Here is a 15,473-nt window from a genome sequence, read left to right on the forward strand (position 1 = left end):
GGGCAGGCGCTCCCCGCCGGTGGCGGCCAGTGGCGCACGGCTCCGGCTCGGTGGCGCGCGGCCGGCGCCGGATGGTGCAAGATGGAACCATGAGTGCCGAGGACCTTGAAAACTATGAAACCGACATGGAGCTACAGCTCTACCGCGAATACCGCGACGTCGTCGGGCTGTTCAGCTATGTGGTCGAGACCGAACGGCGTTTCTACCTTGCCAACCACGTTGACCTGCAGGCCCGCAGCGCCGACGGCGAGGTCTACTTCGACCTGACCCTGCAGGACGCCTGGGTGTGGGACGTCTACCGCTCCGCCCGGTTCGTCAAGAGCGTCCGCGTCATCACGTTCAAGGACGTCAACGTCGAGGAACTGCCGCGCAGCGAGGAACTCGCCCTTCCCAAGGTCGAGGACCTGGGCAACTGACCCTGGCTTCCCAGCCCTGGTCTTCTTAGCCCCAGTTTTCCTAGCCTCTCAGTGGCGCTGGGTGCCCGTTGCGGTCCAGTGCAATGCCGTGCTGCCGCAGCAGGTCCAGCACACTCTTCGGGTACGAACTGCAGCCATCCGGGTTTGCGGTTCCTCGCTCGGCCGCGTGGTCGGTCGCTGTGTCGGAGATGCCGATGGTTGCCACGGCCGCCTTCCATCCGCCGAGACCCTCGATCTGTTTGGGGACCCACACGTTGGCCGCACCGTTGACGTAGTCCCACACTTTGGGATGGACCCCCGGGCCCAGATAGATTCCACCTTCGGCGGACCGGGTGACGAGTGTGGGCAGTGGCAGGACCCCCATCAATTGCGCGGCCTGATACTCGGACATCTTCCACGGGGGTTCGTCGAAGTAGTACCAGCTCGCTGCACAGATGCCGTACAGCTTCGGACCGAATTGCGCGTAGTTCAGATACAGCTCCATGATCCGTTGCGGGCTCAGGGTGAGGCTGAACTCGGTCGCAAGCCCTGCCTCCAGGCCCTTCCTCAGCGGATTCGGTTCAGGCCACAGGAAGATGTTCTTCACGAGCTGTTGCGGGACCGTGGAGCCGCTCGGGTCTTCCTTCCCCTGCAGGTAGGCGACCGCTCTGTCCCGGAAATCATCAAAGTCGAACGCGCCAACGCGCGTTCCCAGCCGTTGGTCTTCGTGGGCAACGGCCGCGGCAATGACGTAGCGGCTGATGTGGTTCAGGGATACGTACTGGTAGGCGATCGGGCCGCCGGTCTGCAGCATGAAGGCGGTACGTGGTGGAGCGAACCAGATGAAAGAGACGGCGGCCAGCTCTGTGAGGACCACCATGGCGAGGCCGAGTTTGAAGACCCTGGCGAGGAGCCGCCGCATCCGGTGCTTGCGTTTTACCGCCGGAGCCGCAGGTCCAGGCTCAGGCTCAGGCCCAGGCTCAGGCCGGGTTGGCGCGGGCGCCGGCGTGGACTCTGACGCCGGCACCGGCTGGCGCCCGGGCGTTGGCGGGAACCAAGTGGGCGCAGCCTGCCCACCCGGCTCGCGGGGAACCGGTTCCGTGGGCTGGTACGTTCCCAACGGTTGGGTCTCCGCCAGCGTCGGAGCCGCGCGATCATCCATACGCCGCTCCTTTGGAAAGAATGCAGGCGCCCCAGCGGAGTGCCAGGGGGTTGGGAAAAGCCTAGGCGGGCCATGCGGGCGCTGGCTACGTTTCGTGGCCTGACAATCGCCTCAACAGGTCCCGTCAATGCCGCCACGGTTTTGAATCCTGGCGCCGCCTGCCCTGCGGGAATTTTCGGACGTCTGCTCGCGGACACGCGATCCGGCAGATGACCTGCGGTAACGCGCCTGGGGCTCGGTTCAGCCGGAGGCTCTGACGGTGGCCGGGCCGTTGCTGAGAATGCACTATCGTTTCCTCCATGCCCACAGCACTTTTGTCCGAGTCCGCACGTGCGGAGTCCCCACCAGCACGGACAGGGCGGGCAGCTTTTCGCACGGACATTCAGGCGCTCCGGGCTGTGGCCGTCGGCCTAGTGGTGCTGAACCATTTGTGGCCCGCCCGGCTGACCGGCGGTTACGTGGGCGTGGATGTGTTCTTTGTCATCTCCGGTTACCTGATCACTTCGCACCTGAACAAGGAGCTGTCCGCAACGGGCCGTCTGCGCCTCACATCGTTCTATGCCCGGCGGGTCAGGCGCCTGCTGCCGGCCGCTTTCCTGGTGCTGGTAGCAGCCAGCGCCGCGGTCATGATCTGGCTTCCGTTCTCCCGCTGGCCGGCCACGGCCCAGGAAGTCTTGGCCACCGCCATCTACGGCGAAAACTGGGTGCTGGCCGCCAAATCTGTCGACTACTCGGCGTCGACGCAGTCCGCAACGGTGGCCCAGCACTACTGGTCTCTGTCAGTAGAGGAACAGTTCTATCTGCTGTGGCCGCTGCTTCTGGCCGGACTTTTCGTGCTCGCGCGCCGGTTGAAGCGGAGCCCGGAGCGGGTGCTTGGCCTGGGCATCGGTGGTCTCTGCATCCTAAGCCTGATCGTGTCTGTGCTGATGACTGAGTTCGCCCACAACCAGGCGTACTTTGCGACCCCGGTCCGTGCATGGGAGTTCGGTGCCGGGGCGTTGATCGCCGTCGCGGGGCCCCGGCTTGCCCTCGGACGGGCAGCGGCCAATGCGGCATCCTTATCCGGGCTGGCCCTGATACTGCTCTCCGGTCTGTTCTTTACCGAGCAGACCGACTTCCCCGGCGTCGCCGCGCTCCTGCCGGTGCTGGGGACGGCACTGGTCATCGCCAGCGGCGGTCGCGGACCCTTGGTGCATGACAAGGTGACTGCCGTGGGCCCTGTCCAGTATCTTGGCAATATTTCGTATTCGGTCTATCTCTGGCACTGGCCGCTTATTGTTCTGGCCCCGTTCGTGCTGGACAGGCAACTGGGTTCGATAGACAAGCTGGCAATCGTACTGGTAGCGGTTGCCCTGGCCGCCGTCACCAAGGCCTTTGTCGAAGACCGCGGACAGAAAGCCCGAATCCTGGCCCGCAGTAACCGCCGCAGCTTCCTGGCGATGGCGGCAGGCATTGCGGTCATCGGCTGCATCGCGGCAGGCCAAACCTGGGCCTGGGGGGTGCAGAACGCTGCCGCGGAGGAGGCCATCGCCACGGCAGAGCGTTCGCCCTGCCGTGGACCCCGGGCCATGGAACCAGGCGCGCACTGCCCTGGCCGCTTCGGGCCGGCCACCGTTCCCGTCATGACAGAGGCCAACCGGTACTGGAACGTGGCGCCGGAATGCGGGGCTGCACTCACGGCCCTGATGGCAGGCGGAACCAAGACGCACGTTTCGTGTGATTTCTCCGCCGGCAGGCCAAATCCCAAGGTTGTCTGGCTGGTGGGGGATTCCCACGCCCAGCAGTGGCAGGGTGCCATCTTTGCCCTGGCCCGGGAACGGCATTGGCTGGTCAAGACGGCCATGCTCGGCGGCTGCCCCGTGTCTGACGTTCATTTCATTGGGTATGAGGGCAAGACCAACCCGGCCGAAGCGAGACGGTGCATGGACTGGTCCGCGGCTGTTGCCGGCGCCGTCGCCACGGACCGGCCGGCCGCCGTCTTTTCCTCCGCATTCGCCCGGGATATGAAGGTCGACGACGGCTCTGGGGCCCCGGAAGGGCAGCAGTTTGGCGAGGGGTTCGAGCGGACATGGAAGAAGTGGACGGATGCGGGCGCCAAAGTTTACGTGCTGGCGGACCCTCCGTTGAATGCCGGGGTGAGGTCCGCGGACTGCGTGTCCTTGAATGAGGCGAATCCGGCCCAGTGCGCTGTTCCGCTGGCAGTGGCGCAGCCGCAGGATCCGCTCACCATGGCCGCCAGGTCTGCTCGAAATCCCGGCGTTTCCCTGATCGACCTGACGGACCATTTCTGCGACCGTCGAGACTGCTACGCGGTGATCGGTGGAGTGGTCGTCTACTTCGATACGAATCACCTGAATGAGGAATTCAGCGCCTTGCTGGGACCCATTCTCGGAAAGTTCGTACCGCCAACAGGTTCCCTCGGCTAGCAGCGGTTCACCTTTCACCCTTGTCTGCCACCGGGGGGTTTCTCCTTGCTGTTGAGATACTCGGTTACCTGCTGCGCAACTTCGTCGGTGATTCCCGTTTGCCAGTTGGTCTTGAATAACGGCTGATCATCATAGAAGTCGGTGTCATCATCGAGAATGGCAAAGCGGGTGACGTTCGGATGCTGGTCCAGCCACATCTTCACTTCCTCGCCACGAAAACCAGTGTCGGCTGTCGGAGTAACGTCAAAGGTCTTGTAGACGTGTCGGTCGACTTCTTCACGGCCGCCTTGGAAGTGACGCCATGTGGACGTAAGGACAACGGCCGCATCAGTGTCGAGGATGATCTTGCCGACCTTTGATGCCAGGACGGGGTCGATGCCCATGAAGCCGCGATAGCGCTCTCTCGTACCCACGCGGTTGACGACTCCATCAACATCGAGGAAAAGTACTTTCATTCCTGTTCCTCCTGCGGTTCGTTCCGCGAGCATGCAGTTAACCAGCTTGAAACCGGGTAGCCGGCGCTCCTCACCTCCGTTGTCTGTCTTCCGCTTACAGAACATTCGTAGATGGCTGGCCTTGCTGTCGTTCCTAACATGGCTGTCCAAGTTAGGCCAGCCCTCGAACAGCCCGGACCAGGGGCCCCCGGCCCGCGCTTCGGGGAAGTTTCCACATAGCCAAAGTGTTCCCTGTGTTCGTAGGTAGCGGTACCCCACGCTGGTGTCATGAGAGCCAAGGATGTGCTGGGCCGGCGCGGGGAGGAACTCGCCGCCGGGTATCTTGAATCGCTCGGTATGCGGGTGGTGGACCGGAACTGGCGCTGTGCCGAGGGTGAGATCGACATTGTCGCGCTCGATGGCGACGCGCTGGTCATCGCCGAGGTGAAAACCCGGAAGTCCCTGGCGTACGGGCATCCCTTCGAGGCGGTCGGCGCGGACAAGCTGGCCCGCCTCCACCGGCTCGCGTCGGCGTGGTGCCGGGACCATGAGGTGCGGATGCCTCTGCGACGCGTGGACGTGATCGCCGTGCTGGACGACGGCGTCGGGGAGCCCGCCGTCGAGCACCTCAAGGGGGTGGGGTAGGTGGCCCTGGGCCGGACCTATTCCGTCGCCCTCGTGGGCCTCAACGGCTACATCGTGGAGGTCGAGGCCGACATCGGCCAGACCCTGCCGGCGTTCGTGATCCTGGGCCTGCCGGACGCCTCACTTAACGAGGCCAAGGAACGGATCCGCTCCGCGGCCCAGAACTCGGGGATCCCGCTGAGCCGCCGGAAGATCACGGCCAACCTCATCCCGGCGTCCCTGCCCAAACGCGGCTCGGGCTTCGACCTCGCCATCGCCATGGCGGTACTGCTGGCGGCGGAAGACATCCGGCCCACGGGCCGCACGGTCTTTATCGCCGAGCTTGGCCTGGACGGGCGGCTGCGACCCGTCCGGGGCATCCTTCCGGCCGTGATGGCCGCGGTCCGGGCCGGTTATCCCGAGGTCATCGTGGCGCGGGCCAACGTGGCAGAGGCCGAGCTCGTCCCGGGGGCACAGGTCCGGGGCTACGGCACACTGGCCCGGCTCGCGTTCGACTGCGGCGCGGACCCGCAGGACCTGGCGCTCGATTTCGAACCCGAGCCGGACGACGCGGACGGCCCCGGTACAGACACAAGCCCCGCACTGGCACCTGACATGTGCGATGTCTCCGGCCAGGCAGCGGCGCGGCACGCCCTGGAGGTGGCCGCTGCCGGCGCCCACCACCTGCTGCTGACGGGACCGCCGGGCGCCGGCAAGACCATGCTGGCCGAGCGGCTGCCCGGCCTGCTGCCGGACCTCGGCGACACCGAGGCCATGGAGGTCACCGCCATCCACTCCCTGTGTTCGCTGCCGTCGGGCTCCGTGCAGCTCCTGCGCCGGCCACCCTACGAGAACCCGCACCACACCGCCACCGCCGTGGCCATTATCGGTGGCGGGTCCGGGCTGCCGCGGCCCGGGGCGGCGTCCCGTGCCCACCGCGGAGTGCTCTTCCTTGACGAAGCGCCGGAGTACGATCGCGGCGTCCTGGACGCCCTGCGGCAGCCGCTGGAAAGCGGTGAGCTGGTCATCCACCGCTCCGCCGGGTCAGCAGCCTATCCCGCCCGGTTTCAGCTGGTCCTCGCGGCCAACCCGTGTCCCTGCGGCAAGGCTACTGGCAAAGGGGTGGACTGCATCTGCACCCCCACCATGCGCCGCCGGTACCAGGCCCGGATGTCTGGGCCGCTGCTGGACCGGGTGGATATCCAGCTCGAAGTCGAGCGGGTGTCGCTCGCCGGCTTCGGCCAGCCTGCGCCCGAGGAAGGCACCGCCAGCATCGCGGAACGGGTCCGGGCCGCCCGGAGCCGCCAGCTCGAGCGGCTGCTGCCATTCGGGATGGAAACCAACGCGCAGGTGCCGGGGCGGCTGCTGCGCGGAGCTCTCCGGCTCGATGCCCCCACCACCCGCATCCTGGACTACGCACTGGAGCGTGGTGTCCTGACCGCCCGCGGTTACGACCGCGTCCTGCGTCTCGCCTGGACCCTTGCGGACCTCTCCCGGCGCGACGCGCCGGACGGTGACGATGTCGGGCAGGCGCTGGGCCTCCGCCAGGCCGCCACGGCCTACCCCTAAGCCTGTCCCAGCACGGCGCCGCCCCTAGCCTCCGCGAAAGGAACAACCATGATTGATGACGAACGAACAGCCCGGGCCGCCCTGTCCCGGCTTTTCGAACCGCAGGACGCGGCGGCGCTGGCACTGGTGCAGGCCGCGGGAGCGCAAGACGCCCTGCGGATTGCCAGCGGCGGGCTCGAGGCCGGTCCCGAGCTCGAGCAGGAGATCACCGGAATCCTGGCGGACAGTGGCTCTGGCAGCAGCTGGTCAGGACTCACTGAGGCACTGAAGCGCTGGGCGCCCCGCGTGCCCGACCTCGCACCGGAGCGGGACCTGGCCACCATGCAGCGGCTCGGCGGACGGATCATCATTCCCACGGATGAGTTGTGGCCGCGCCAGCTGGCGGACCTCGGCCTGCAGGAGCCCTTCTGCCTGTGGTGGCGCGGTGTGGCGCAGGAACTGCCGCCAGCCACCAAGTCCATAGCCCTGGTGGGGTCCCGGGACAGCACCAGCTACGGGGCTTCGGTCACGGGTGACCTCGCGTACTCGCTGGCCCAGCGTGGCTTCACGATCGTCTCCGGGGGTGCCTACGGGATTGACGCCCACGCCCACAGGGCCGCCCTGGCCGGCGGCACGGGCGGCGTGCCCACCATTGCCGTCATGGCCGGGGGAGTTGACCGCTTCTACCCCTCCGGCAACGAGGACCTGCTCCGGGCGGTGGCGGACCACGGCGCGGTCCTGGCCGAGGTCCCGCCCGGATCCGCGCCCACCCGTTACCGGTTCCTGCAGCGCAACCGGCTCATTGCGGCGCTGGCCTCCGTCACGGTGGTCGTCGAGGCCCGGTGGCGCTCCGGCGCCCTCAACACGGCCCACCATGCCGAAACCCTCGGCCGGGCCGTGGGCGCCGTGCCCGGTTCCATCCACAGCGCCAACTCCGCCGGCTGCCACCGGCTCCTGCGCGAAGGCGGGGCCGTGTGCGTCACGGATGCCGGGGAAATCGCCGAGCTCGCCTCCCCGAGCGGCGAGGCGATGCCCCCGGACAAGGCCGGCCGGGCCGAGGTCCACGACGGCCTGACCCTGGAGGACCTGATCCTGCTTGATGCCCTGCCGCTGCGCACCACCAGCTCTATCGAGAAGCTGGCCACTGTGGCCGGACTGAGCCCGGACTCGGTCCGCGCCGGGCTTGGCCGGCTGGGGCTGCTGGGCCTGGCGGAATCCCGGCACGGCGGCTGGAAACGCTCCAGGAAAGCAGACTGACGTGACGAGCGCCGCCGGGAAGGCGCGGCTCGCCGACCGGCTCCTTGAATGCCCCGGGATTACTGCGACAGTAGGAGGGTGTCAACACAGGATCCCCCCGCCGCCCTGCCTTCCGCCATGCAGCTTGCCGCCGCACGCTTCTGCCGCTACCTGGAAGCCGAGCGGGGCCGGTCCGCCCATACCGTGCGGGCCTACCTCTCCGACGTCGAAAGCCTGCTGGCGCACGCGGCAACCGAGGGGGTCCAGGACCTTGCCGGGGTGGAGCTCGGGACCCTGCGGCGCTGGCTGGGCGCCCAGAGCGAGTCCGGCAAGTCCCGGGCCACCCTGGCCCGCCGCGCCGCGACCGCCAGGGCCTTCACCGCCTGGGCTGTCCGCGAGGAGCTGATCGACGCCGACCCGGCCCTGCGGCTCAAGGCCCCGAAGCGGGAGAAGTCCCTGCCCGGGGTCCTGCACCAGCAACAGGTCCGGCGGCTCGTGGACGACGCCGAATCCGCCTCGGCCGAGGGGGAACCGCTGGCCCTGCGCAACCGCGCCATGGTGGAGCTGCTCTACGCCACCGGTGTCCGGGTTGGCGAGCTGGCCGGCATGGACATCGACGACCTCGACCCGGACCGCAGGACCCTCCGGGTGCTCGGCAAGGGCAACAAAGAACGCACGGTGCCCTACGGGCTGCCGGCGGCGCTCGCCGTCGATGACTGGCTGCGCCGCGGCCGGCCGGCCCTCGCCACCGGGACCAGCGGTCCAGCGCTCTTCCTGGGCGCCCGCGGCGGACGGGTGGACCAGCGCCAGGTCCGCAGCGTGGTCAAAGGGATGCTGGAGCGGCTGGGGGACACCGCCGCCACCGGACCGCACGCCTTGCGGCACTCGGCCGCGACCCACCTGCTTGACGGCGGGGCGGACCTGCGTGCGGTGCAGGAAATCCTCGGGCACAGCAGCCTGGCCACCACCCAGATCTACACCCACGTGTCCGTGGAGAGGCTCCGGCAGAGCTATCAGCAGGCGCACCCCCGGGCCTGAGGATTGCCCGGCAAGGCGGTGTCCGGGCCGGCCCGGAGACCGGTCCGCGGAGACGGTGGCGGCGCGCCGGGAAAGACGCGCCGAATCGCACTGGCGTAATTAGGAGGGGTAGGGCAGAATAAAACTCACGCCCGGGAAGTTTCAAGTTGAACTTGAAGCTGGAATGAACCACGTCCCAGCTTCGAACCCGGTTGTATATTAGTAGTCTGGCAGGGACCGCAGGCATAATTTCGGATCCGCGCAACAGACAGACATCCAGGCACAGGTCGTTGGGGAAGACGTACCTACAGCTATGGAGGATGGAATGTCTGTTGCACTGACCCGAGGTGTGTTGTTCGTTCACTCAGCCCCGACTGCCTTGTGCCCCCACGTTGAGTGGGCCATAGGGTCTGTCGTGGATAAGCGGACGGACTTGGAGTGGACCGCTCAGCCTGCCGCGCCCGGAATGTTCCGGGCCGAGCTGTCGTGGACCGGTACGCCGGGCACGGGGGCTCAATTGGCGTCCGCTCTGCGCGGCTGGGCGCATCTGCGCTACGAAGTCACCGAAGAACCCAGCCAGGGAGTCGACGGCGGCCGCTGGTCGCACACCCCGGAGCTGGGGATCTTCCACGCCACCACCGATGTCCACGGCAACATCATGGTGTCCGAGGACCGCATCCGCTACGCCTACGAATCCGGCGCCGGCGACCCCTCGGCCGTCTACCACGAACTCTCGCTCGCCCTCGGTGAGGCCTGGGACGAGGAACTCGAGCCCTTCCGGCACGCCGCCGAAGGCGCCCCCGTGCGCTGGCTCCACCAGGTCGGCTAGGGCCAAACCGGGCGCTATACCGCAGCAATTCCATAGCTAGGCGCCAAAAGGCAGATGGCGGCAATGTTCACGAAGAACATTGCCGCCATCTGCCTTCTCGGCGTGCTGCGGAGAGGTGGAACTACACGCTGCGTACCGCGATCACGGCGTTGTGGCCGCCGAAACCGAACGAGTTGCTCAGCGCGGCGATGCTGCCGGCGGGCAGGTCCCGGGCCGTCGTGACGATATCGAGCGGGATTTCCGGGTCCTGGTTCTCGAGGTTGATGGTCACCGGGGCCTTGCGGTCGTAGATCGCCATGACGGTCAGCACGGCTTCCACGGCACCGGAGGCGCCCAGCAGGTGCCCCATCTGGGACTTGGTGGCCGAGACTGCAACGCTGTCCACGTGCTGGCCCAGGGCGGCCTTGAGGGCGGCGTACTCGGGCTTGTCGCCGACCGGGGTGGAGGTGGCGTGCGCGTTGACATGCACGATGTCCTCGGGCTGTATGCGGCCGTCGAACATGGCGGCCTTCAGCGCGCGGGTGGCGCCGAGGCCCTCGGGATCCGGGGCGGTGATGTGGTACGCGTCGGCGGTGACCGAGGTGCCGGCCAGTTCGGCGTAAATCCGGGCGCCGCGGGCCAGGGCGTGTTCCTCGGCTTCGAGCACCAGGGCACCGGCGCCCTCGCCCATCACGAAGCCGTCGCGGTCACGGTCGTAGGGGCGTGAGGCGTGCTCGGGATCGTCGTTGCGGCGCGAGAGCGCCTGCATGGAGGCGAACGCTGCGATCGGCATCGGGTGGATGGCGGCTTCCGCGCCGCCGCAGACGACGACGTCCGCCTTGCCAGCGCGGATCAGGTCCAGGCCAACGTGTACGGCCTCGGTGCCGGACGCGCAGGCGGAAACGGGGGTGTGGGCGCCGGCACGGGCTCCCAGGTCCAAGCTAACCGCAGCGGCCGGGCCGTTGGGCATCAGCATGGGGACGGTCATCGGCAGGACGCGGCGGGGTCCCTTTTCGCGCAGGGTGTCCCAGGCATCCAGGAGGGTCCAGACGCCACCGATGCCGGTCGCGAAGGCAACCGCCAGACGGTCGTGGTCGATTTCGGTGATGCCGGAGTCGGCCCACGCCTCGCGGGCGGCGACGACGGCGAACTGCGTGGACGGGTCCATGCGCTTGGCCTCGACGCGGGTCAGGACATCGAGGGCGGGCGTGGTGGCGCGCGCGGCGAAGTGGACAGGCAGCTCGAACTTTGCCACCCAGTCGTCCTCAAGCGTGTGCGCGCCGGAGACGCCCTTGAGCGCGTTCTTCCACATCGTGGGGACATCGCCGCCGATGGGTGTGGTGGCACCCAGACCGGTAATGACTACTTTGCGTGCCATGGGATCACTCTCTGTCGGTGCGCCTGCCGTATCCGGAACCGCGAACGGGATGGCCGGGGCCTGCGAGGGGAAAACTATGGGGTCATGCATGTGATGGTGGTCCGGTCCGGGCACTGCTGGAGCGCCCGGACCGGGCACCGGGGTCCGCCGTTGCCGGCGGAAGCCAGACTAGGCCTGGGCGTTGGCGATGAAGCTGACGGCGTCGCCGACGGTCTTGAGGTTCTTGACTTCTTCGTCCGGGATGCGGACGCCGAACTTCTCTTCGGCGTTGACCACGATGGTCATCATCGAGATGGAGTCGATGTCCAGGTCCTCGGTGAAGGACTTGTCCATTTCGACGGCCTCCGTGGCCAGGCCGGTCTCTTCGTTGACGATTTCAGCCAGGCCGGCCAGGATTTCTTCGTTGCTAGCCATTGATGGCTCCTTTTCTGGTTGTTGCCCGCGGCCGCCGGAAAAATACCGGCAGCCGTGGGCGGGAATGATTTCAAACCGAGGATTCGGCTTGGTGCGGGAATGCTTGCTGAGCACAGCATGGGGGCGAGCCCGGAAAGAAAGACATGCGGTGCAAAGGTATAACGGGCGGAACGTATTCAGTTCGGAAAAGCGGTGGCTGCCTAAGGAAGCACGACCACCTGGGCGCCGAAGACCAGTCCGGCTCCGAAGCCGATCTGCAGCGCCAGCCCGCCGCTGAGCTCGGGGTTTTCCTCAAGCAGGCGGTGGGTGGCCAGGGGGATGGACGCCGCGGAGGTGTTGCCGGCGTCGGCGATGTCACGGGCGATCTTGACGGTCTCCGGCAGCTGCAGCTTCTTGGCCATCTCGTCAATGATGCGCATATTGGCCTGGTGCGGGATGAACGCGGCAAGGTCCTCGGACCGGATGCCGGCGGCGTCGAGGGCCTGCTGGGCCACCTTGGCCATCTCCCAGACGGCCCAGCGGAAGACGGTCTGGCCGTCCTGGCGCAGGGTCGGCCACAGGGACGCGTCGGTCACTGCCGCTTCCTCATCGCTGACAGCGCCGCCGCGCTTGCCGGTCAGGGCGAGCTCGCGGATGTCCAGCATGGAGTGGGTCATGCCGATGGCATCCCACTTGCTGCCGTCCGATCCCCACACTGACGGGCCGATGCCCGGCGTGTCGGAGGGGCCGATCACGACGGCGCCCGCGCCGTCGCCGAGCAGGAAGGAGATGGTCCGTTCCGTGTTGTCGATGACGTCGGAGAGCTTCTCGGCACCGACCACCAGGACGTAGGCGGCCGCGCCGGAGCGCACCAGGGCGTCGCCCTGGGCGATGCCGTAGCAGTAACCGGCGCACGCCGCGGAGATGTCGAAGGCCGGGGCCGGCGTCGCGCCGAGGCGGTCGGCGAGGCTCGCGGCAGCAGAGGGGGTCGCGTACGGGTGGGTGACCGTGGAAACGATCACGGCGCCGAGCTGGGAGGCCTCGATGCCGGCCTTTTGCAGTGCCTCACGTGCGGCGCCCTCGGCCATGTCAATCACGCTGACATCGGCGGGCGCGCGGTGCCGGGTGACGATGCCCGTCCGCTGGCGGATCCACTCATCCGAGGAATCGATCCACTGGCACACGTCATCGTTAGTCACGATCACGCTGGGCCGGTACGCGCCGACACCCATGATGCGGGTGTTTTCCTGGACGGGCGCCTGCTTCAAAGTGGGAACGCTCATGCCCCTCCCTCCAGTTCTGCAAATAGGGCCAGGGCCGCGGAGAGGTCGTCCGGGGTCTTGACGGTGACGGTCTTGACGCCGGGCATGCCGCGCTTGGCCAGGCCGGCCAGTGTTCCGGCGGGAGCCAGTTCGATCACGCCGGTTACCCCGCGCTGCACCATCGTCTCCATGCAGAGGTCCCAGCGGACCGGACGGGACACCTGGGCGATCAGGCTGTCGACGGCGGCAGCACCGTCGGTGACTTCCGCGCCGTCGAAGTTGGACAGCAGCGGAACCAGCGGGTTCTGGGGGTGCAGTGACGGGCGCAGGGCCTGCAGGGCCGCGCCGGCGGGGGCCATGTGCGCGGTGTGGAACGCGCCCGCGACCTTCAGCGGAATGACCCGGGCCTTGGCCGGCGGGTTCTCGGCCAGGGCCTTGAGCTGCTCCATGGTGCCGGCGGCGACGGTCTGGCCGCCCCCGTTGACGTTGGCGGCGGTGGCTCCGGCCGCCCCAATGGCTGCCAGGACGTCCGCGGGGTCGCCGCCCACGACGGCGCTCATGCCGGTGGGGGTGGCGGCAGCCGCGGCGGCCATGCTGTTGGCGCGTTCGCGGACAAACGTCATGGCTTCGGTTTCCGTCAGCACACCGGCGAGCGAGGCCGCGGTGATTTCGCCGACGGAGTGGCCGGCGAGGATGACCGGCAGCGTGCTGAGTTCGACGTCGAAGAGTGAGCTCGCGGTCACCAGGCCCGCGGCGACGATCAGGGGCTGCGCTACCGCAGTGTCCTTGATGGTCTCCTCATCGGAGGTGGTGCCGTGGGCGGTGAGATCGATGCCTGCTATTTCGCTGAGGGAGGCCAGGAGGCCTGCGACGGGTGGTAGTTCCAGCCAGGGGGCCAGAAAACCAGGGGTCTGGGAGCCCTGTCCAGGGCAAACGATTGCAAGCACGTAACCAGCTTTCCAAATTACCGCGTGAACATTCGTGTTTTCATGCACCAAGCTCACTGGGTCAGTTTGTAGGAAGTCTACAACGGTTCAGGAGCCGTTGCGGGGAGGCTGCCGCTCCGTGGGGGCCTTCGGCGGGGCCGAAAGCCGGCCCACCACAAGGGCGGTCTGGAGCACGAATGCCTCCCGTGGCAGCAGCGGATCCCAGCCTGTGACGTCGCACACGCGCTTGAGCCGGTAGCGCACCGTGTTGGCGTGGACGAAGAGTTCGCGCGCCGTCGCCTCGAGTGAATGGCCCAGCTCGAGGTACGTGCCCAGGGTCTCCACCAGGCCGTTGGAGGCGGCCAGCAACGGGCGGTAGATGTTCTTGACCAGCGAGCGGCGGGCGGCGTCGTCGCCGGAGATCACACGCTCGGGGAGCAGGTCATCGGCCGCCACCGGCCGCGGCGCGGAAGGCCACGCCCGGGCCGCGGTGAGGCCGGCAAAGGCTGACTGGGCGGAGCCGCTGGCTTCGAGGAGGGAACCGGCCTCCGGGCCGTAGACCACCGGGCCGGGGGCAAAGAGTTCGCTGAGCTTCAGGTACGCGGTCTCCCGGTCATGGACCCCGCCGAGGATCAGGATGAGACGGTCGCCCTGGATCCCCACGAGGGCGTCCTCGGCGAAGCGCCCCGCGGTGCGCCGCAGTTCGCTGACGTAGCTGGCGCTGGGTTCCGACGGGGAATTTCCCACCATCACGGTGAAGCGTTCCTGTGCTTTCCAGCCCAGGGCCGCGATCCTGGACCGCAGCGCGTCGGTGTTTTCGCCACGGAGGATAGCATCGACAATCAGGGCCTCCAGGCGGGTGTCCCAGGAGCCGCGGGATTCCGCGGCGCGCGCGTAGACGTCGGCGGCCGCGAACGCGACCTCCCGCGAGTAGCGCAGTACGGCTTCCCGGAGGGCCCCTTGGTCCGCCTCGGGTGCGATCACCGGGACCTGGTCCTCCACGACTTCCACGACGATCCGGATCAGCTGGAGCGCCTTCTGGAGGCTGATGGAGCGGGTCAGCTCGGTGGGCGCGGTGCCGAAGACGTCGGAGAGGATCCACGACGGCGAGCTCGGCCGCTCGTACCAGGTGACGAAGGCTGCGATGCCGTTCTGGGCCACCATGCCCAGGGCGGACCGTTCATCCGAGTTCAGCCGGCCGTACCACGGCAGGGACTTCTCCAGCTGGCGCAGCGTCGTCGTCGACAGCTGGCCCACGCTGGCCCGGAGCTTCTTGAGGGTCTCGGCTTTTTCCGGAGTCATCGCCCTCGAGGCCGGCTTGCGTTTTTCGGGAGTGGTGATCGGCTCTGCCATGCATTGAGCATACGGGGCGCGCCGTCCAAGCTCCATTTGTGCGAAGGCTACAACTCGCTTTGCCTTGGGTCACAGCGCCGCCGGCCCGCCCCCCGGAGGGAGGCAGCGGAGGGAGGCGGCGGGAACGCGCCGGGACTCGGAGCCGTTAAACGCCCGACGGCGGCCCCCACCAACAGGTGTGGACCGCCGTCGAACGTTCGCTTTTGCGCTGGAGCGCGGTTAGGAGTCGCCGCCCGCGTTGCCGGTGGTGCCGGCATTGACATTGTGCAGGCGGTACTTCTCGATGGCCTGGGCAGGCGCCTGGGCATCCACTTCGCCCCGGCGGGCCAGCATCTCCAGGGAACGGACCACRACCGAGTGGRTGTCGTTCTTGAAGAAGCGGCGTGCCGCGGCGCGGGTGTCCGAGAAGCCGAAGCCGTCGGCGCCGAGCGAGGCAAACTCGTTCGGCAGGAACTGGCGGATCTGGTCCGGCACGGCCTTCATGTAGTCCGTGACTGCCACGATCGGGCCG

At 67.7% G+C, this 15,473-nt stretch carries 14 protein-coding genes and 1 pseudogene; 7 read left to right on the forward strand and 8 right to left on the reverse strand.

All coding sequences use genetic code 11. From position 1 onward, the window contains the following. Positions 1–89: 89 nt before the first annotated feature. Positions 90–416 (forward strand): DUF2469 domain-containing protein, encoded by a 327-nt coding sequence (locus tag AC1DEM_RS13340; protein WP_018773443.1) that lies wholly within the window; start codon positions 90–92, stop codon positions 414–416. A gap of 40 nt (positions 417–456) precedes the next feature. Here AC1DEM_RS13340 and AC1DEM_RS13345 read toward each other — a convergent pair whose 3' ends face one another. Continuing rightward, entirely contained in the window at positions 457–1,317 is an 861-nt protein-coding gene (locus AC1DEM_RS13345) for a transglycosylase domain-containing protein (protein ID WP_476884813.1), read from the reverse strand. Positions 1,318–1,856: 539 nt separating this feature from the next. On the opposite strand from AC1DEM_RS13345, the gene AC1DEM_RS13350 reads away from it, so the two are divergent. Then, complete coding sequence (locus tag AC1DEM_RS13350; RefSeq protein ID WP_476884814.1) at positions 1,857–3,983, forward strand: acyltransferase family protein; 2,127 nt, start codon at positions 1,857–1,859, stop codon at positions 3,981–3,983. 14 nt (positions 3,984–3,997) lie between these two features. On the opposite strand, the gene AC1DEM_RS13355 is transcribed toward AC1DEM_RS13350, so the two are convergent. Continuing rightward, complete coding sequence (locus tag AC1DEM_RS13355) at positions 3,998–4,438, reverse strand: HAD domain-containing protein (protein ID WP_476884815.1); 441 nt, start codon at positions 4,436–4,438, stop codon at positions 3,998–4,000. Between the two features lie 267 nt (positions 4,439–4,705). Between AC1DEM_RS13355 and AC1DEM_RS13360 the strand changes: the two genes are divergently transcribed. From AC1DEM_RS13360 to AC1DEM_RS13380, 5 genes are all read left to right on the forward strand, one after another. Beyond that, positions 4,706–5,062, forward strand: coding sequence for a YraN family protein (locus AC1DEM_RS13360; protein WP_476884816.1), 357 nt, complete (start codon positions 4,706–4,708; stop codon positions 5,060–5,062). Then, positions 5,063–6,610 carry a YifB family Mg chelatase-like AAA ATPase gene (locus AC1DEM_RS13365; RefSeq protein ID WP_476884817.1) on the forward strand — a complete coding sequence of 516 codons (1,548 nt, stop codon included), beginning with the start codon at positions 5,063–5,065 and terminating at the stop codon, positions 6,608–6,610. A 48-nt stretch (positions 6,611–6,658) separates the two neighbouring features. Then, positions 6,659–7,846 (forward strand): DNA-processing protein DprA, encoded by a 1,188-nt coding sequence (gene dprA, locus AC1DEM_RS13370; RefSeq protein WP_476884818.1) that lies wholly within the window; start codon positions 6,659–6,661, stop codon positions 7,844–7,846. A 117-nt stretch (positions 7,847–7,963) separates the two neighbouring features. Then, positions 7,964–8,863, forward strand: a complete 900-nt coding sequence (locus AC1DEM_RS13375) for a tyrosine recombinase XerC (protein ID WP_476884828.1) — start codon at positions 7,964–7,966, stop codon at positions 8,861–8,863. Between the two features lie 304 nt (positions 8,864–9,167). Continuing rightward, positions 9,168–9,671 carry a DUF3145 domain-containing protein gene (locus tag AC1DEM_RS13380; protein ID WP_026266435.1) on the forward strand — a complete coding sequence of 168 codons (504 nt, stop codon included), beginning with the start codon at positions 9,168–9,170 and terminating at the stop codon, positions 9,669–9,671. A 121-nt stretch (positions 9,672–9,792) separates the two neighbouring features. On the opposite strand, the gene fabF is transcribed toward AC1DEM_RS13380, so the two are convergent. The 6 genes and pseudogenes from fabF to AC1DEM_RS13410 all read right to left on the reverse strand — a co-directional run. Continuing rightward, a complete protein-coding gene (fabF, locus tag AC1DEM_RS13385; protein WP_476884819.1) occupies positions 9,793–11,028 on the reverse strand; it encodes a beta-ketoacyl-ACP synthase II in 1,236 nt (411 codons plus the stop codon). 168 nt (positions 11,029–11,196) lie between these two features. Beyond that, on the reverse strand, positions 11,197–11,442 hold the full coding sequence (locus AC1DEM_RS13390; protein ID WP_018773434.1) for an acyl carrier protein: 246 nt from the start codon (positions 11,440–11,442) through the stop codon (positions 11,197–11,199). A 200-nt stretch (positions 11,443–11,642) separates the two neighbouring features. Next, a complete protein-coding gene (locus AC1DEM_RS13395) occupies positions 11,643–12,704 on the reverse strand; it encodes a beta-ketoacyl-ACP synthase III (RefSeq protein ID WP_476884820.1) in 1,062 nt (353 codons plus the stop codon). Further along, positions 12,701–13,630, reverse strand: coding sequence for an ACP S-malonyltransferase (locus tag AC1DEM_RS13400; protein WP_476884821.1), 930 nt, complete (start codon positions 13,628–13,630; stop codon positions 12,701–12,703). The genes AC1DEM_RS13395 and AC1DEM_RS13400 overlap by 4 nt, the downstream gene beginning before the upstream one ends. Before the next feature lie 87 nt (positions 13,631–13,717). Continuing rightward, complete coding sequence (locus tag AC1DEM_RS13405) at positions 13,718–14,962, reverse strand: PucR family transcriptional regulator (protein WP_090578659.1); 1,245 nt, start codon at positions 14,960–14,962, stop codon at positions 13,718–13,720. 219 nt (positions 14,963–15,181) lie between these two features. Further along, positions 15,182–15,473, reverse strand: a pseudogene (locus tag AC1DEM_RS13410) (pyruvate dehydrogenase (acetyl-transferring), homodimeric type); the annotation flags it as partial.

This window comes from Arthrobacter sp. 05T420, from assembly GCF_056396305.1.